Origin of the sequence: Luteibacter yeojuensis (assembly GCF_000964085.1) — a bacterium.
Classification (GTDB): domain Bacteria; phylum Pseudomonadota; class Gammaproteobacteria; order Xanthomonadales; family Rhodanobacteraceae; genus Luteibacter; species Luteibacter yeojuensis_A.
The window spans coordinates 1-19,172 of sequence record NZ_JZRB01000006.1 but is presented as its reverse complement, the minus strand read 5'-3'; the positions used below and the strand labels follow the sequence as shown (position 1 = coordinate 19,172).

Here is a 19,172-nt window from a genome sequence, read left to right as displayed (position 1 = left end):
CCCACTCCGTGGGCGACAACCGTTAGCGAGGCGCCCCTGGACCTGTAGCGGTGGCGCGAGGAGCTGTCGCCCACGGGGTGGGCTCCTACGTTCGGCGGGTGGTTTAGGGGGTGCGTTCGGCCTTGGCCTGGTCGAAGTAGGTGTAGACCTTGCCGTTATCGGTCAGCTGCTTCGTCTTCAGGGTGAAGCGGTAGGTGCCGCGGCCCATGGGCGTGCCGTCGACGCGGCGCACGTCCAGGCCGGTGGCGGCCTCCGTGGCCACGTCCACGGGTTTCACGGCCAGGCCGTTGCCGTCGCGGCCCGCCACGGCTTCGCGCAGCACGCGGCCGTCGGCCTTGCCCAGGTCGAGGCCGAGCACCGCCGCGAGCGTGGGCGCCAGGTCCACGTTGCCGCTGGGCAGCTCGCTGCGCAGGTTTTTGCGGAAATCGGGGCCGGTTACCAGCAGGGTGTTGTGCACGTCCACGGGGCTGAAGCTGCCGTGCATGCCGCGCTCGTTGCTCATGCTGGTGTACACCGTGCCGCGGAAGCCCTGCACCACCGCATCGGCGTCGAAATCGTAGCTGGCGATGATATCCGGCGCGCGCTTGCTGGCGAGGTGCACGGTGGCCAGGGGCAGGGTGCCGGGAACCTTGCCATAGCGCGCGTCGACGAAGATGGCGCCGATCATTTCGCGCGACTGCAGGAAACGCACCGCCTTCACGATGGCCGCCTTGTCGTGCGAGGGCAGGTACAGGTACTCGCTGCCGCCGTTCGGCGCGATGACGAAGGCATCCTTCGGCAGGTCGACCGGTACCTTGTAGGCGGGCGTGGTGTACGGCGCCGGCTTGCCACACACGCGGCCATCGTCGTCGTAGCGCGTAGGGTGCAGCGGTTTGCCATTCGCGAGGATGCCGGCCATCACCGGCGCGTAGATGCAGCCAAAGCCATCGAACGCGGTGAAGCCCGCCTGGGTCATCTCATCGGCGAGGCGGATGGCGCCCGATGTGGAAAAGCCCCACTCGCTGTCGACACGACCGACGCGGCCATCGGCGATCTGGCGCAGGGGAAACAGGTCGCGCGGACCGGCCACGTTGCTGTGCGCGTGGTCGGAGACGATGACAAGGTCGGTATCGGCAGCCATGCCGAGCGCCTTCAGCTTCGCCTGCAACTGTCCCAGTAGTTCATCCTGCGCGCGCAGCGCGAGGTGGAAGTTGGGCGAGCCCACGCCGTACTGGTGTTCGGTCGAATCCGGGTTGCGCAGCCAGACGAAGCTGACGTCGGGCTTCTCCACCGGGAGGATGTACTCAAGGTAGGCCTTCATCAGATAAGCGTTCGACGCGGTGGGCGGCGCACCCGCGCCATCGGAGGCATCGGCGGTGCTGCCGTCCTTCAGCGTCACCAGCGGCAGTTGCGCGGTGGGCGTGCCGTTATCCGGCTCGAGGTGGAAGTGGCCGGCGTCGTATGCGTGCACGGTGTTGGCCGGCAACGCGAAGCCCGCCTTCGCCAGCTTCTGCGCGAACGCCAGCGGCAGCGCCACGTTCTCGTCGAGGATGGTCCCGCCTTCGTGGATATCCTGCAGGAAGGCCGGGCCGGACTTGCCCACCACGGCCGTCTTCAGGCCGTTCTTCCGGGCGCGCTCCAGCAGCGTCGGCGCCTGCAGCAGGTCGTGGTGGTAGTGGTCGTCCAGCGCGCGGAGCACCGCGTAGTCCTCGGTATACACCGGGGCCGCGAAATCGCTGGGCGCGCCCTTCGCATCGAACCCGCTGGCACCCGGGGCCCAGAAGCGGTTGCCGAAGAAGCCGATGGTGCCGGGGAACGAGCCCGTCGCGAAGCTCGACGCGTTGACCATCGTGAACGTCGGGTACGTGGCGTGGTTATCGGTGAAGAACGTGCCTTGCTTCACCAGCGCGGCTAGGTTCGGCGTGTCGTCTTCGCTGATGGCGTCGGGGCGCATGCCATCCCACACGAACACGATGACCCGGTGGGCGGCACTGGCCTCCGTGGTGGCGGCGAGGAGCAGCAGGGCGGCGGCAAGGCGGGTACGCAGTGACATGGAAGGGTCCGTGCAGGGGTTCGCCATTGTTGGGGCGAAGTGTTGCACTTTTTTTCCAAGTGCGACGGGGTTCACCAAACCGGCGATTCGCCGCGACGCGTCAAAAAACGTCCATCTGCGCCCCGCACGCTCGTCGGCTTCCTAAACGTCGAGTCTCCCTGTCGATGAAGCTCCCGCGCTCCGCCCTGTTCCTGGCCCTTGCCGCCGCCGTCGCCGCCCACGCCCATGCCGAGGACGCCCCGCCGCCGAAAACCCAGGACCTGGAGGCGGTGTCGGTCATCGGCCAGGGCGAGACGCGCCAGGTGCAGCGCATCGTGCCCCAGGACCGGGCCGTGCTGCCCCCGGGCACCAGCCCTCAGAAAATCCTTAATCGGCTGCCGGGCGTGAACGTCCAGTCCAACGATGCCTTCGGCGCCAACGAGGAGTCGCAGAGCATCACCCTGCGCGGCTTCAACACCACCCGCCTGGGCTACACGCTGGACGGCCTGCCGCTGGGCGATAACGCCTACGGCAACTACAACGGCCTGAACATCTCGCGCGCCCTGATCGCCGAGAACATGTCGACGGTGGAGCTCTCCGAAGGCATCGGCGCGCTGGGTACCGCCTCGACCAGCAACCTCGGCGGCACCCTCCAGTACTTCTCGGCCGACCCGGCCACCAAGTTCGGCGGCAAAGTGGCGCAGACCTTCGGCAGCGACCACAACCGCCGCACCTATGCCCGCATCGACACGGGCGACTACAAGGGCTTCTCGATGTACCTGTCGGGCGTGAAAGCCGACGCGGACATGTGGGCCCAGCCCAACTCGAAGACCACGACGAAGCAGTTCAACGGCAAGGCGGTGTACGAGTTCGGCGACGGCAACCGCATCACCGGCTTCGCCGATACCTCGCGCACCAGCCAGGCCGATTACGCCTACCTGTCGAAAAGCGGCCTGCGCCGTGGCCTCGGCTGGGACTGGAACCTCTACGCACCGGACTGGAACCGCGCCCTGGCCGCGGCGTATTGCGCACCCGCGTATACCGTGGGCGGCGTGCAGGATCCGCGCTGCGGTTTCAGCGGCGGCGTCGACAACATCGACGATGCCTACTACCAGAGCCGCGCGCTACGCCGTGACGACCTGTACTACGTCGCCGGCGATTTCACCGTGGCCGACGGCGGCACGCTGCACACGCAGGTGTACCACCATGAAAACGCGGGGCAGGGCCACTGGTGGTCGCCGGGGCAGAAGTCGTTCCCGGGCACCGCGCAGGAACTGCCGATCAGCATTCGCAGCACCAATTACACGATCAACCGCAACGGCGCCATCGCGTCGCTGGCGTGGGATCTCGGCGCGCACCACGTGGAAGGCGGCGTATGGTACGAGCAGAACGACCACCATGTAGAGCGCAATTTCTACTGGATCGACGGGCCGGTCAGCGATAACTACTACCTGCAGGATCCCAACCGCCGCCTGTTCGCGCAGGACTACACCATCACCACGAAGCAGGCCTACCTGCAGGACAGCTTCAAAGCCTTCGACGATCGCCTCTCGGTCGATATCGGCGTGAAGAGCCCGCACACCACGATGAAGGCGACCGAGCTGCCGGGCGTGGAGAGCCCGTATGCCACCGGCACGCTGAAGGCGCAGAAGGCCTTGCTGCCGCAGGCCGGCATCGCGTGGAAGCTGGCGCCGGGGCAGGAAGTGTTCCTGTCGTATGCAAAGAATATCGCCGCGTTCCAGGGCGGTGGCGCGGGTGGCCCGCAATCGGTGTCGCAGTCGGCGTTCGACGGCACGAAGGCCAACCTGAAGCCGGAACAGTCGCGCAGCATCGATGGCGGTTTCCGCAGCGTGGGCTCATCGTACGAAGCCTCGGTGGCGATGTACGACGTAAAGTTCGACAACCGCCTGCTCTCGCTCAACCCCTGCCCGAGCATCGAGGTGGGCACCCGCCCCGAGTGCAACACGGCCTTCGTCAACGTCGGCTCGGTGAGCAGCCGCGGCGCGGAGTTCACCTTCATCTGGAAGCCGTTCCAGGGCTTCCAGTGGTACAACTCGGCCTCGTTCAACCGTTCGAAGTACGATGACAACTACGTCGCCAACGGCGTGGTGGTACCGGTGAAGGACAAGACCACGGTGGATACGCCCAAGCGCATGTTCGCAAGCGAGGTGAGCTACACCACGGGCCCGTGGACGGCCAGCCTGCGCGGCAAGTACACCGGCAAGCGTTATTACACGTATACCAACGACCAAAGCGTCGCCGGCGCCACGTCGTTCGACCTTGGCGGCAGCTACGACTTCGGCGCGCTGGGCCAGCTGAAGGCGCTGACCCTGGCGCTGAACATCACCAACCTCACCGACCACCGCTACGCCACCAACCTCACCGCATTCGCGGCCACCGACCCGCAGGGCCGTGCCCTCGCGTTCCACGCCAGCGCGCCGCGGCAGGCCTTCGTGACCCTCTCGGCGGATTTCTGATGACGAAGACGGCGCTATCCTTCGGCTTCCTTGCCCTCATGTGCGGAGCCCTGCCGATGACCACCGATGCCATGGATGCCCGGCCCATCGCCGCGAAAGTGCGGGTGATCGGCCACCGTGGCGCCAGCGCCCTGCGGCCCGAGCACACGCTGGCCTCGTATGCGGTGGCCATCCGCGACGGGGCCGACGTCATCGAGCCCGACCTGGTGTCGACGAAGGATGGCGTCCTGGTGGTGCGCCACGAGAACGAGATCGGTGGCACCACCGACGTGGCGAACCACCCGGAGTTCGCATCGCGAAAGACCACGAAGACCGTGGACGGCATGCAGGTCACCGGGTGGTTCACCGAGGATTTCACGCTGGCCGAGCTGAAGACGCTGCGTGCCCGCGAACGCCTGGGCGATATCCGCAAGGCCAATACCGCCTTCGACGGCCAGTTCACCGTGCCCACCTTCGACGAGATGATCGAGTTCGTGGCCGCCGAGGCGTCGGCGCGCGGCACGGTGCTGGGCATCATCCCCGAGATCAAGCACTCGACGTACTTCCGCGGCGTGGGCCTGCCGATGGAAGACAAGGTGCTGGCCACGCTGGCCGCCCACGCCTATACGCGCACGGCGCCGGTGGAGATCCAGTCGTTCGAGGTAGGTAATCTCAAGTACCTGCGCGGCAAGCTCGGGAAGGATCACCCGAACATCCGCCTGCTGCAGCTCATGGACGCGGCCGACCAGCACCCGGCCGACCAGCCCTCGCTCACCTACGCGCAGATGATGACGCCGGCCGGGCTCAAGGCCATCCGCGGGCATGCGGATGCCATCGGCCCCTCCATCCGCAGCATCATCCCGCTGGGCAAGGACGGGAAGCTGGCGCCCGTGGCGCCCCTGGTCCACGACGCCCACGCGGCCGGCCTGGAGGTGCACCCGTACACCTTCCGCCCCGAGAACCACTTCCTGGCGGCGGATTTCCGCGACGGGGCGGGCGACGCGGCCCGCAACGACGAGGGCTCGGTGGCCGAGATCCGCGCCTACCTCGCCACCGGCATCGATGCCTTCTTCACCGACGACCCGGCCCTGGGCCGCAGGGCCCTCGACCACCGCTAAGGCCCGTAGGACCCCTTGTAGGAGCGCGCTTGCGCGCGATGGGTGCTCGCGACAATCCCCATCGCGCGCAAGCGCGCTCCCACAGTGGGTGGGCTGGCCGCTATGATCCCCGGTCATCAGTCACACCGTGGATCTCCCATGTCGCTAGCCAGGTTCCTTCGCCATAAATCCGTCGAGCAACTCCAGGCGGAGGTAGGCAAGCGATCGGATTTCCGCCGCGTGTTGGGGCTGTGGCAGCTCACCGCCATCGGTATCGGCGGCATCATCGGCGTGGGCATCTTCGTCCTGGCTGGCCAGCAGGCCGCCATGAACGCGGGCCCCGCGGTGGCGCTCAGCTTCATCATCGCGGGCCTGGGCAGCGCCTGCGCCGCGCTGTGCTACGCCGAGTTCGCCGGCCTCATCCCCGTTACCGGCAGCGCCTACACCTATGGCTATGCGGTGCTCGGCGAGGGCGCGGCATGGATCATCGGCTGGGATCTCCTGCTGGAATACGCCCTGGTGGTGGCCGTGGTGGCCATCGGCTGGTCGGGCTACGTGCAGGTGCTGCTGGCCACGGCGGGCGTGCACCTGCCCGAGTGGGCGCAGAAGAGCATGAGCGCCGACACCATGAAGTACTACTGGCAGCACGCGGTGGGCTCGCTCGGCGTCACGTTCGCCAACCCCGTGCCGGCCCCGACCGACGGGCACCGCTTCAATATCATCGCCGCGGCCATCTCGCTGCTGGTGGCCATCATGCTCTCGGTGCGCACCGAATGGGGGGCGCGGCTCAACACGTTGATCGTCACCATCAAGGTCATCGGCGTGGCGCTGGTCATCGGTGTCGGCGCGTTCTTCATCAACACCGCCAACTGGCACCCGTTCATCCCCGCGCGCGTGTTCGACGACAAGGGCATGGGCCACTTCGGCTGGCACGGCGTGCTCACGGGCGCCTCCGTCGTGTTCTTCGCCGTGTTCGGCTACGACACGCTCACCACCGCCGCGGAGGAAGCGAAGAACCCGCAACGCGACCTGCCGCGCGCCGTGCTGCTGTCGCTTGCCGTCGCCATGGTGCTTTATATCGCCGTCTCGCTGGTGCTCACGGGCATCGTGCCGTACACCTCGCTCGGCGGCGAAGCCTCGGTATCCGACGCGTTCAACGCCATCGGCCTGCCGTGGATCAGCAACATCATCGCCGTGGCCGCCGTCATCGGCGTGGTGAGCGTGCTGTTCGCCTTCATGCTCGGCGCCGCGCGCATCTGGTTCGCCCTGTCGCGCGACGGCCTGCTGCCCGCGTGGTTCTCGAAGGTGCACCCGCGCTTCGGCACGCCGGCGCGCCCGACCATGATCCTGGGCGTGTTCACCGCCGTGGTCGCCGGCCTGCTGCCCATTGGCGAAGTGGCGGAGCTGGTAAATATCGGCACGCTGAGTGCGTTTATTCTCATCTGTGCCTCGGTGCTGGTGCTCCGTGTTCGCAAGCCGGGCCTGCAGCGCAACTTCCGCACGCCCGCCGTGTGGTTCACGGCGCCGCTGGGCATCGTGTTTTCACTCGCGCTGATCTACGGCCTGCCGTGGATCACGTTCGAGCGCTTCGCCGTGTGGATGGTGCTTGGTCTCATCGTCTACTTCGCTTACGGCGCGCGGCATAGCAAGCTCAACGACGAATAATCTCATTCGCTTATAGGGTTTCCCCTACAAACGTCGGGCAAAAATCCGACGCATTTTTCAGAATTCTTCTAAAGCCAACGCCCCAGCGGCACCCATAACATTCCCTGCCTCGGAAGCACTTCGTCCTGAAGTGGCCATGGCAGGGACGTTATGAACCACACGCACAACAAGGTCGGCGCCCGCTGCGGTATCGCATCCGTGGCGTGTGTCGCGGCGGTACTCGCAGGCGTGCCCTCCGCCGTCGGCGCGGCGGTGCTGGAAGACATCGATACGCAGGAGCGCCGCGCACGCACCCAGCGTGAAGCGAAGTGGCGCGACGAACAGCGCGCCCAGCCGGCTGTCCACCTGGGCAGCGCGCCGCTCGCGGATTTCCATCGCACCGACCTGCCCGCGGACCGCGAATGCTTCCGCATCACCACCATCGTGCTCGAGGGCGCGCCCGGCCGCGCGTTCGATTTCGCGCGGCGCTACCTGCGCGGCTACGCGGGCCGCTGCATGGGGCACGATGGCATCAACCTCGTCGTGCGTCGCGTCTCCGACCTCATCATCGGCCGTGGGTATGTCACCACGCGCGTCGGGCTGGCGCCACAGGATATCCGCGCGGGTGCGCTTCGGCTCACCGTCGTGCCGGGCACGGTGCGCGCGGTGCGCTTCGCGCCGGGCTCGGCGAGCGGGTTCTGGCGCACGGCGTTGCCGTCACGGCCCGGCGCGCTGCTCAACCTGCGCGACATCGAGCAAGGCCTCGAGCAATTCAAGCGCGTGCCGTCGCAGGATGTCACCATCGATATCGCGCCTGCGGATGTCGCGGGGCAATCCGACCTGGTGGTGTCCGTCACGCGCACGCGGCCATGGCATGTCGTGGCGTCGCTGGACGATACCGGCTCGCGTGGCACCGGCCGCCTGCAGGGCGGCGTGCAGCTTGGCCTGGATAACCCGCTGCGCATCAACGATGTGCTCTCGCTGGGCTACAACCACGATGTTGGCAGCAGCCGCGGGCGCGGCACGCGCGGGCAAAGCGCGAACTACACCGTGCCGCTTGGCAACGCCTCGGTCACCGTCGGCGTCCATGACTACCACTATCACCAGACGGTCGAAGGTTCCCAGCAGGCGTTCGTTTCCAGTGGCAAATCGCGGTCCGCCGATGCCACGCTGCAGCGGGTCATCCACCGCACGTCGTATGGCAAGACCGCGCTGGAGCTTCGCGTGGGCAAACGCCTGGCGCATAACTTCATCGAGGGCACCGAGCTCACGGGGCAGAGGCGTCATGTGACCACCGCCGAGCTGGCCCTCGCGCAGCGGCAATTCGTTGGCCCGGCCCAGCTCGATGTGCGCCTCGCGCAGCGCCAGGGCGTGCGTTGGTTGGGCGGCCAGCGCGATGCCACGCCCCCGCCACCGGGCTCGCCGACGTTCCAGTACCGCCTGGCCATCCTCGATGCCTCGCTCACGCTGCCGTTCCGCGCCGGCGGCGTGCCGTTGCAGTGGTCCAGCGAATTCCGCGCGCAGCGCAGCGGCGACGTGCTGTACGCCTCCGAGTTCATCAGCCTTGGCGGGCGCTACAGCGTGCGCGGCTTCGACGGTGAGCAGACGCTGGCCGGCGAACGCGGCTGGTACTGGCGCAACGCATTGAGCGCACCACTGGGTGCGTGGCCCGCAGCCGTCTACCTCGGCATCGATGGCGGCCATGTCGGCGGCCCCGGCATCAAGGCCCTGCCGGACAAGACGCTGCGCGGCGCGTTCGCCGGCCTGCGCGGCAGCGCCGGGCCCGTCAGCTTCGATCTCTTCGCCGGCTGGGCCGACAAGGGCGGCCGCGCCCTGCAGACCGTGCGCCCCGCCACCGGCTTCCAGCTCGTTTACCAGTATTGACCAGGATCCCACCCGTCATGAAACGCCCCTCGTTTCCGCACGGCACCGCGCATGCGCTTGCCTTCGCCATCTTCGTCGCCCTCGCCGGTGGCCCTATCGCCGCGCAGGCGCAAGTGGCGCCGGCGCCGGGTTCCGACCATGCGCCGGGCATGGACCACGCCGCCAACGGCACGCCCGTGGTCAACATCGTCGCGCCCAACCAGCGCGGCGTGTCGCACAACCAGTACCACGACTTCAACGTCGATCCGCGCGGGCTGGTGCTCAACAACAGCGGTGCCGTGAGCCAGGCGCAGCAGGCGGGCTATATCGTCGGCAACCCCAACCTCGCCAACGGTGCCTCGGCGCGGCTCATCGTCAACGAGGTCACGTCGGGTAACGCGTCGAGCCTGCGCGGCTTCACCGAAGTCGCCGGCCAGCGTGCGGAAGTGGTCATCGCCAACCCCAATGGCATCCACTGCGATGGCTGCGGGTTCATCAACACCTCGCGTGGCACCCTGGTCACCGGCACGCCGCTGTTTGGCGGCGATGGTAGCCTGGCGGCGTTCCGGGTCACGCGCGGGCACCTTGCCATCGATGGCGCGGGGTTGAACGGTGCCGGCACTGATCGCCTCGACCTCATCGCGCGCACGGTGGCCGCCAACGCCAAGGCATGGGCCAACGAACTCAACGTCGTCACGGGCGCCAACCAGGTGGACTACGCCGGGCTCGGTGCCCAGTCCATCGCGGGCGAAGGCGCCGCGGGCATCAGCCTCGACGTGGCCGCGCTCGGTGGCATGTACGCCAACAAGATACGCCTGCTCGGCACGGAAGCGGGGGTGGGCGTGCGCAACGCGGGCGAGCTGGCGACACAGGGTGGTGACTTCACCATCACCCAGGCCGGGCGCCTCGAGCTGACGGGCAAGACGGTGTCGGCGGGCCAGCTCACTGTCAGCGCCGCGGCGCTGGGCAACAGCGGCACGCTGGCGGCGGGCGGCAGCATCATGCTCTCGGCCACGGGGGCCATCGACATCAGCGGCACCGTACACGCGGCGAACGATGCCACGCTACAAGCCGGCGGCGTGCTGGCCAACAGCGGCAAGCTGTACGCCGTCGGTGGCCAGCTTGGCCTCCACGCGGCGAGTTTCCGCAACGCGGGCGCCGGCGATGCCTACGCCGGCCAGCGGCTGGCCGTGCACGCGGGCGATATCCACAACGAGGCATCCGTCGAGTCGGCCGCCGAGCTGTTGCTGCAGGCGAACGGTGCGCTGCGCAATGCCGGGACGGTCATCGCCAGCGGCCCCGCCCGCCTCGAAGGCGGTGACATCGACAACAGCGGCCGCCTGAGCCTCGCGGGCACGGCGGCCCTGTGGGCCACGCGCGCGCTGCTCAACAGCGGAACGCTCGTCGCCGGCGGCGACACCAGCGTCCGCGCCTTGGGATTCACGAACCATGGCCACTGGCAGTCCGGTGGCGATATGACGATGTCGGTGGCGTCGCTGTCCGTCGGTGCGCACGGCGTGCTGTACGCCGTGCGCGCGCTGGCGCTGGATGTCGACGGCACCCTCGACAACGCCGGCCAGGTGTACGCCGCGGGCACGCTGGCGGTGCGGGCCGGGGCGCTCGACAACGCCAGCACCGTCCGTGCGGGCGGCGATGTCACCGTGCGCGTGCAAGGCGAGCTGGGCAATCGCGGCACGCTGCTGTCCGATACGGGCAACGTCACGCTGGCCGCCGCCCGCATCACGCAGGCCGGCACGGTCAGCGCCGTCGGTGATGCCACCCTCGCCGCCACCGGCGCGCTCGACAACACGGGCACGACCGTCGCGCGAGGCAACCTCGCCATCACGGCCGGCACGCTCGTGTCGTCGGGCGTGCTGGGCGCGGGCATCCAGGCCGATGGCAGCCTCGGCACCGCAGGCCTTATCGATGCCACGGTGGCGGGCGCGCTCTCGGTCCACGGCGATACGCTGGCTGCCAGCGGGCTGGCCTTGTCGGGCGCCTCGCTCGACCTCGCGCATGCCCGCCTGCGCACGGCGGGCGACATCACGCTTACCGCGCGGCAGGGCGGTATCGATACTGCGGACGCCGACGTGGCGACCGCGGGTGCACTGGCGTTGCAGGCCGCCGGGGCCGTCACCAACCGCGCCGGCGTGTTGCAAGGTGGCACGCTGGCGATCAGCGGCAGCCACCTCGACAACACCGGCGGCACCCTCACGCAGACGGGCTCGGCCGACCAGATGCTGTCGTTCGCCGGTGGCCTCGACAACAGCCACGGCCGCATCACGTCGAATGGCACGAACATCACCGTGCGGGCATCGGCCATCGTCAACAACGGCGGTGCCATCGAGCACGCGGGCGCGGGCCTGCTCACGATGCGCAGCGGTGAAGGCGTCGCCAACCGGGCCGGCCGCATCGTCGGCAACGGCGCCCTCGATCTCGATGCGCAGGGCATGCTCGACTCCCGCAGCGGCACGATCAGCCTGGCGCAGGGCGTGACGCTCCACGCCGCCAGCATCGCGAACGACGGCGGCACGCTGGTGGGCGGCGCGGTCGAGGTGGGCACCACGGGTACGTTCTCCAACGACGCGGGCACCCTCCAGTCCGGCGGCGCGACCACCCTCCATGCGGCGTCGCTCGCCAATGGCAGCGGCCAGATCAAGGGGCTGGGCGGTGAGCTGATCCGCCTGGGCATCACCGACGCGCTGGTCAATGGCGCAGGCGGCTTCATCGGTGGCAATGGCGGCCTGTGGCTGCACGCCGGCTGGCTGGAGAACACCGGCCAGCTTTACGCCGGCACCCGCGCCGATGTCAGCGTCGTCGGCCACCTCGTCAACCGCGGCGCCGTCCAGGCCATGGGCGGGTTGGCCGTCAACACGGGCGCGGCGCTGGACAACGACGGTGGCCGTATCGAGGCCGGCGCGGGCGACGCCGGGGCGGCGCTCGACCTCCAGGGCGGCTGGCTGACCAACGTGGGTGGGCGCATCGCCAACAGCGGGGCCGGGCAGACGCGCTTCGGGTTCGGCACCGTCGACAACCGGCAGGGCACCCTGGGTGGCCAGGGCAACGTGGCACTGGCCGCCGCGTCACTGCGCAATGGTGGTGGCCGCGTGGTCGCCGGCGGCGATCTGTCGCTCGGCGCGGGCCGCGTCGACAACACGCAAGGCAATGTCTTCGCCGCGGGCGCGCTTGACTGGCACGACGGCGAGGCCACGCTGACCAACACCGGCGGCCAGTTCGGCGCCGGCGCGCGCCTGGCGCTCACGCTGGCGTGGCTGGAGAACCAGGACGGCAACGCCTCATCCAACGGCGACGTGGCGCTCTCGCTCACCGGTGGCGTCGCGGGCGGCGGCCGCGTCATCGCCGGCCGCGACCTCGACATCCACCTGCCGGGGGATTTCGCCAACGGGGGTGGCAGCCAGTTCAAGGCCAACCGGAACTTCGGGCTGCACCTGGGCGGCGCGTTTTATAACCGCGATGGCGCCGTCCTCGAAAGCGTGGGTGCGCTCACCATCGATGCGGCCACCATCGACAACGGCGTCGGCGCGCGCATCAGCAGCGCTGCCACCACGCTGACCGCGCGCGGCCAGGTCACCAACCGCGGGCGCCTGGAAGGCGACGCGCTCACCGTCCATGGCACCGACATCGACAACACGGGCGCGATGATCGGCGACACGATCACCGTCCGCGCCGGCAACCTCACCAACGGTGCCGACCTTGGCGGCGCCACCGACAACGCGGCCTACCAGTCCGCCCTGATCGCCGCGACGCAGGATGTCCGCCTGCTGGTCGGCGGCACCTTCCTCAACCGCGATGCGCTGGTGTTCGCGCTGGGTGATATCTTCATCGCCGCCGACGATGCCGGCAGCCGCACGCAGGCCATCATCAACCGCTCGGGGGCCATCGAGGCCGACCAGCGCGTCACACTGGCCGCGCAGCAGGTCACCAACGAGCGCCGCGTCTTCGAGACCGAGACCGTGCACCTCGCCGACGGCGCCGTGACGCAGGCCAGTGGCCCGGTGGTGCGCTACGCGTACAACGACCCGGACCCGAACCACCGGCCGCCGAACGTCGATCCCTCGCAGGTCGTCTCCGCCGAGGAGATCCAGCTGGCCCGTGCCTACTGCCAGCGCAATGGCTACGACGACCACCGCTGCATCGGCTTCCGCGACGGGGATGGCATCCCCACGGCATTCGAGGCCACCTTCGTCGATACGCTGGTGTCGTACGAGCGGCTGAAGCGCACCAGCGCCGAAGGCCGCATCGTCGGCGGCACCGACATCGTCATGGCCGGCTCGGTGACCAACGACAAGTCCACCGTCGCCGCCGGCAACCACCTCATCATCAACGGCGCCGGCCAGGGCGCGGTGGGCCCGGGCGAAACCGCCATCGGCGGCGAAGTCATCCGCAACATCGCGTGGGCACCGACCGGCACGGTGCGCACGGTCACGTCGTACGGCGTGGGCTGGGAGGCCCTGGTGCACGATCCGCGCCGCTGGGTGCCCGACGGCTTCCGCATCTATGGCAAGGGCAGCAGCGCCGCCACGGTGGGCCTCGGTGACGGCCAGCGCCCGGCATGGATCACGCTCGACCCGGGCCAGGGCCTGGCGGCGCGGATGACCGCCGGCGGCACGCTGGAATTCCACGGCGAGGCCATCGAGAACACCACCGTTGGTGCCGATGGCAAGCCGATCAGCGGCGTGCAGCTGGGGGCGAACGCCGGTGGTGGCCACGTCGTTGGCCCAGGCGCGGGCCCCGTCGGCCACGCCGGCGGCGACATCGACCTCGGTGGCCTCGCCGATGCACCGGGCAACAGCCACGCGGGCCCGCGCCCCGGCGCCCAGAGCATCGGCGGCCCCGATGCGCCGGCCGGGCATATCCGCTTGCCGGCCAGCGGCCTCTACACCACGCACCCCGGCAGCGGCAGCGCATACCTGATCGAGACCGACCCGCGTTTCGCCAGCCAGGCCGGCTTCCTCGGCAGCGACTACCTCATGCGCCGCCTCGGTTTCGACGGCACCCGCGTGATGAAACGCCTCGGCGACGGTTTTTACGAACAGCGCATGGTGCTCGACCAGATCACCTCGCTTACCGGCCGCCGTTACCTCACCGACAACACCGATGCCCTCGCACAGTACCGCGCGTTGATGGATGCCGGCGCCGACGCAGCCGGCGCCATCCAGCTCGCGGTCGGCGTCGCGCTCACCGCCGACCAGATGGCCGGGCTCACGCAGGACATCGTCTGGCTGGTGAACCAGGAAGTGAACGGCGAGAAGGTGCTCGTGCCGGTGGTCTACCTCTCCGCGGCGCACGCGCAGGAGGTGGCGCAGGGCGGCGCGATCCTATCCGGCAAATCCGTGGTGCTCGATGCATCGGGCGCCCTGACGAACACCGGCAGCATCGCGGCCAGCCGCGACGCGAGCCTCAAGGCAGGCACGCTGCTCAACGCGGGCAACCTCGGCGCGGGTGGCGACCTCAGCATCACCGCCGCGCAGGACATCCTCAACGCCGGGACGATCAAGGGCGGCAACGTCAGCCTCGCCGCGGGAAACGATATCCGCAGTGGGGCGGATCTTGGCCGCGTGGAGCTTGGTGGGGTGGTGTTGGGTGATGCTGTTGCTCCGATGGATGCGGCACGCCTTGGCGCTCCCGCGGGCGGCGGCATCAGCGCCTCCGGTAGCCTCGTCGCCAACGCGGGTCGCGATCTCACATTGGACAAGGTGCTGGTCTCGGCCGGGAGCGATCTATCGCTATCGGCGAAGCGGGATCTGACGATGACCGCTGCGGGGGTGAAGGCGGGCGGTGATGCACAACTCGTTGCCGGGCGCGACATCAACCTTGGCGCGACCAGCCAGACCACGGCCGTGCACGGCGGGATGCACAACAGCGAGCGCACCGAGCATGCGGTATCGACGATCGACGCGGGTGGGAGTGCCGTGCTCGCAGCCGGGCGGGATGTCGTCAGCGAGGGCGCGCGAGTCACCACGGGCGACCAGCTGGTGGTCAGCGCCGGCCGCGATGTCGTGCTGAATGCGGTTACCGACACCGAGCGACACGAGGTCCGCGGTAAGGAAGGGAAGACGCTGGTTCGCGTGTCGACCATGGACCAGGCGCTCAACGGCACACAGCTGGCCGGTTCACAGGGCGTCGTGGTCAGTGCGGGCCGCGACATCAAAGCCACCGCCGTGACCCTCGCCAGCGACAAGGGCGGCGTGGCCCTGGCCGCGGCAAACGACATCCATCTGAACGCCGGATCGGAACAGCACACCACCGAGAAGACGACCCAGAAGAAAACGTCCAGCACCTTCTCGAGCAAGAGAGCGAGCACGCGCGACGCCGCCGACGATACGTATGCGGTCGGCTCGACGGTCCTGGGTGCCGAGGGGGTGACGCTCGCTGCCGCGCGTGACATTACCTTGCAGGGTACGCAAGTCGGTTCCGACGGCGCCATCGCATTGGCAGCCGGGCGCGACATCGTCCTCGAGGCCACCCACGACCGCTACAGCGAGAGCCACGCCTCGCAGGTCAAGAAATCAGGCTTCGTCCTCAATCGCGGACTCGCGCCGGTGCAGCAAGGCAAGGCCACCGTGCGCGATTCATCCACGACGCAGACCATTGCCCACGGCACGACCCTCAGTGGCGATAGCGTTACCGCCGCGGCCGGCCGCAACCTTGTCGGCGAAGGCGTGCAGATCGCCGCCACGAACGATGTGCTGCTCGCCGCGGGCAATGACCTCCGCCTCACCACCGCCGAGAATACCTACAGCACGAGCCAGGACAGCTCGGTGACGTACACGGGGTTCTCCAGGCAAGGCTTGAACGACGACTACGGCAAGGCGAAGGACTCGCAGGGGCAGGGCGTCACCGAAGTCGCGCACTCCGGTAGCCTGGTCGGCTCGATCCACGGCCAGGTGACCCTCACGGCGGGCAACGACCTGCACTTGACCGGCACCGACGTGATCAGCGACAAGGCCACCACCCTCGTCGGCAAGAACGTGACGATCGATGCGGCGGTCGCCACCTCGGATGCCACCCAGTACCAGCGACACGACGAAGGTGGCATCACCGTCGGGCTTGGCGGATCCATGGTGTCCCTCGCCATGGATGCGCGGCAGTCGGCGCGGCGTGCCAACGAAGTCGACGACGGCCGCCTGAAGGCGCTCTACGCCGCCAAGGCTGCGTACGACATGAAGGACATCGCCAGCGCCTACGCCGCCAACGGCGTCGGTACCGCCACGGGCGGCAAGGCTGGCGAGGAAGGCGTCAACGTCCAGGTCAGCATCGGCGGCAAAAGCGCGAGCAGCCGCACCACCAGCCACGACGAGGCCGCCTTCGGCAGCCATATCCGCAGCAAGGGCGACGTCACCATCGCCGCCACCGGCGGTGACCTCAACATCATCGGCAGCGAAGTCACGGGTAACAACGTCGCCCTCGCGGCGGCCCACGACATCAACCTGCTGAGCCAGGCCGAGAACCACACCCTCAAGAACGACGCCAGCAATAGCAGTGGTGGCGTGGGCGTGAGCTTCGGCACCAACGGCCTCGGCATCTTCGCCGAAGCTAGCGTCGGCAACGGCAAGGTCCGTGGTAACGGCACCACCCACGCCGAGACGACGATCAACGCTGGCAATGCCCTCACCCTGCTCAGCGGGAACGACATCACCATCCAGGGTGCCCAGCTGAAGGGCAACCAGGTCATCGCCGACATTGGCAACAACCTGACCATCCGCAGCGAACAGGATACCGACGACTACGCCAGCAAAACGATGCAGGCAGGCGGCAAGGTGATGTTCGGCTGGACGCAAAGCGGCTTCGTCAGCGCAAGCGGCTACTACAGCAAGGGCACGGTCGACAGCCACTACCAGAGCGTCAACGAGGTCAGTGGCATCAAGGCCGGTGCTGGCGGGTTCCAGCTGAACGTAGGTGGCACGACCCACCTGATTGGCGGGCAGATCGCGAGCACAGCCGACGCGTCGAAGAGCCTGCTCAGCACCGGGAACCTTGTATATGAGGACCTGCACAACGAGTCGAAGTACAAGGCCAGCCAGGTTAGCGTGAGCGGCGGTACCACTGCGAGTAGCAACGTAAACGGAGCTATCGGCGCAGGCTTCGGTCTCGCGACACCGCAGAACGAGCGGAAAACGGGTGATACGTTGGCCGGTGTAGCGGCTGGAACGATCCTTGTCCGCGATAATCCCTCTGTCGATTTCACTGGGCTCGATCGGAAGCCGACGCTCGAGGATGAGGGGTTTAAGAATATCTTCGATGCAGAGAAGGTAGCCAAGAACCAAGAGCTTGGCCAGGTTGCTGGGCAGGTCGGCTTCCGTGCCGCCGGGGATATTGGCGAGAAGCTCAAGTTTGAAGAAGGGAGCGCCGAGAAGATCGCTCTACACGCGGCCATTGCAGTGGGCGTAGCTAGCATGGCCGGTGGCAACGCCGGTGATGCCGCAAAGGGCGTGGCAGCAACCCAGCTAGCCATCAATGCGATGGCGGATGCCATTGAATCGGCCGGGTACAAGAGGGGTACTTCGGAGTTCGACGCCTTGCTCAAGCTGGGGAGCATTGCGATTGGTGCTGGGGTAGGTGGCGATGGCGGTGCCTCCGCGGCGCTGAACGCTACTACATACAACTATCTCAAGCATGAGCAGCGCGCGCAGCGTGATGAAGAAATCAAGGCATGTGGGGCGAATGCGTCTTGCCAAGAAGAGCGAACGAAGTACTGGGATAAGAAGAGCGCTGACCAGAGCCTTAGCCTCACGCAGGGCTATGGGTCCTCCATGGATCCGGAAATTTACCAGCGCCTGCTGGACACCAATCCGTATTCGCCAGCATACGACCAGCTGTTGGCAGAGGGCATCGCGTCGATGCCGCGTTTTGGACGAGGCGGCGATAGCTCGATCGGTGTTTCCAAAATGGTACTTGGGATCGATGGAAATCCCGCAATGCAGGCAGCTTATGGCGGATTGAGCCCGGCGGCTCGCGCACGACTCGAGATTAGCGTCCTTGGTCCGCTATTCGGTGGCCCTGGAGCTGCCACCGAACTATTCGGAGGTTCTGCCGCGCAGATCTCCGCTGCAAATAGCTTAGGCATGGACGCCTTCCTAATGTCGTCAGCAGGAACTTGGCGTGGTCTGAAATCTAGATTGGCCGAGGCACGAACTTCGGCTAGCGAAAAAACTTCGGCGAACGAGATCTATACACCCGATCTGCCTCCCAACTCTTGGCTTGCCAAAGCTGATCAAGCAGGCAGCATATCAACAGCCAAGAACTATCCCCTTGGGAGGGGTTCGACGGGGCGAACTGTACCAAAAGATTTGAATGAGCAGCTGGCTATGAGAGAAGTTCTGGGAAAGCCTGAGCTGGGCAGATTCTTGCCACTTAAGAAAGGGATGACGGATGCGCGATGGTTGTCATCTGATGGCTGGTTTAAGATGTCGCAGAGAGTAAACGGCGTCGAGATTCACTATGTGATGAATGTGAAGACCGGCGAGGTTGACGACTTTAAGTTTAAGTGAGGGTTCGATGCGAGCACGATGTTTGAATTCTAAGGGCTCAGGCCTGAGAAATGAGGCATTGAAGATTGGCCTTACAACGCAGTCCAAGTTTCCAGTTTGCGTTGACGTAGAGTATGTAATTTTTGCGATGCTCCTTCAGGCCGAGACTGTTCTTGTACTCATAAGCGATGATGATGAGTTGCCCAGCTGGATTCCAATCGAGCTATTTCAGATCACAGACTGTCGAATGGATAGTAGCTGGCTATTTCAGCAATTTTCGAATCCGGGTGGGATACGTGCGCTCTGGGGTTACGCGCGATTGATCCAAGATGATGAGCATTTCGACGCGCTTGTTGAGCGCGATCCAGGCGCGCTGCGGGTGTTCTATGAAGAAAAGCATCGTATGAGCGTTCAGTCTAACGCTTTCAAGTGATCGAAGATGCCGGGGTTTGACCACTCTTCGTGCACGCATTCAAAGTTTGATCGCGTGGCTAGAGTCTCTGTTTACCAGATTGCTTCGCAGCTAAGCGTTCCGGCTGAATAATCCATCTGCGGATGCAGCTGGGGTTCGATGTTCGCTCAATTATTTGGTTCTTCGCGGATTACCGTG

The 19,172-nt window shown here is 67.0% G+C and carries 7 protein-coding genes; 6 read left to right on the top strand and 1 reads right to left on the bottom strand.

What is annotated here, in order from left to right; genetic code table 11:
* Window positions 1-103: 103 nt before the first annotated feature.
* Window positions 104-2,032: an alkaline phosphatase family protein gene (locus tag VI08_RS03600; protein WP_045828183.1), complete on the bottom strand. Its 1,929-nt coding sequence runs from the start codon at window positions 2,030-2,032 to the stop codon at window positions 104-106.
* 164 nt (window positions 2,033-2,196) lie between these two features.
* Here VI08_RS03600 and VI08_RS03595 point away from each other — a divergent pair, with 164 nt between their 5' ends.
* The 6 genes from VI08_RS03595 (at window position 2,197) to VI08_RS03570 (ending at window position 18,995) form a co-directional block, all read left to right on the top strand.
* Entirely contained in the window at window positions 2,197-4,488 is a 2,292-nt protein-coding gene (locus VI08_RS03595; RefSeq protein ID WP_045828182.1) for a TonB-dependent receptor, read from the top strand.
* A 38-nt stretch (window positions 4,489-4,526) separates the two neighbouring features.
* Complete coding sequence (locus VI08_RS03590; RefSeq protein WP_045828219.1) at window positions 4,527-5,585, top strand: glycerophosphodiester phosphodiesterase; 1,059 nt, start codon at window positions 4,527-4,529, stop codon at window positions 5,583-5,585.
* 138 nt (window positions 5,586-5,723) lie between these two features.
* The gene (locus tag VI08_RS03585; protein ID WP_045828181.1) at window positions 5,724-7,229 is read left to right on the top strand and encodes an amino acid permease; all 1,506 of its coding nucleotides are present in this window, start codon (window positions 5,724-5,726) and stop codon (window positions 7,227-7,229) included.
* Window positions 7,230-7,379: 150 nt separating this feature from the next.
* The gene (locus VI08_RS03580) at window positions 7,380-9,092 is read left to right on the top strand and encodes a ShlB/FhaC/HecB family hemolysin secretion/activation protein (protein ID WP_045828180.1); all 1,713 of its coding nucleotides are present in this window, start codon (window positions 7,380-7,382) and stop codon (window positions 9,090-9,092) included.
* 17 nt (window positions 9,093-9,109) lie between these two features.
* Window positions 9,110-18,583 (top strand): hemagglutinin repeat-containing protein, encoded by a 9,474-nt coding sequence (locus VI08_RS03575; protein ID WP_045828179.1) that lies wholly within the window; start codon window positions 9,110-9,112, stop codon window positions 18,581-18,583.
* A gap of 127 nt (window positions 18,584-18,710) precedes the next feature.
* Window positions 18,711-18,995, top strand: a complete 285-nt coding sequence (locus VI08_RS03570; protein ID WP_198148829.1) for a hypothetical protein — start codon at window positions 18,711-18,713, stop codon at window positions 18,993-18,995.
* Window positions 18,996-19,172 lie beyond the last annotated feature (177 nt).

Bases quoted from the DNA above. Each gene is read 5' to 3' on its own strand.
- VI08_RS03600 (WP_045828183.1), bottom strand. From the start codon at position 2,032: ATGTCACTGCGTACCCGCCTTGCCGCCGCCCTGCTGCTCCTCGCCGCC.
- VI08_RS03595 (WP_045828182.1), top strand. From the start codon at position 2,197: ATGAAGCTCCCGCGCTCCGCCCTGTTCCTGGCCCTTGCCGCCGCCGTC.
- VI08_RS03590 (WP_045828219.1), top strand. From the start codon at position 4,527: ATGTGCGGAGCCCTGCCGATGACCACCGATGCCATGGATGCCCGGCCC.
- VI08_RS03585 (WP_045828181.1), top strand. From the start codon at position 5,724: ATGTCGCTAGCCAGGTTCCTTCGCCATAAATCCGTCGAGCAACTCCAG.
- VI08_RS03580 (WP_045828180.1), top strand. From the start codon at position 7,380: ATGAACCACACGCACAACAAGGTCGGCGCCCGCTGCGGTATCGCATCC.
- VI08_RS03575 (WP_045828179.1), top strand. From the start codon at position 9,110: ATGAAACGCCCCTCGTTTCCGCACGGCACCGCGCATGCGCTTGCCTTC.
- VI08_RS03570 (WP_198148829.1), top strand. From the start codon at position 18,711: ATGCTCCTTCAGGCCGAGACTGTTCTTGTACTCATAAGCGATGATGAT.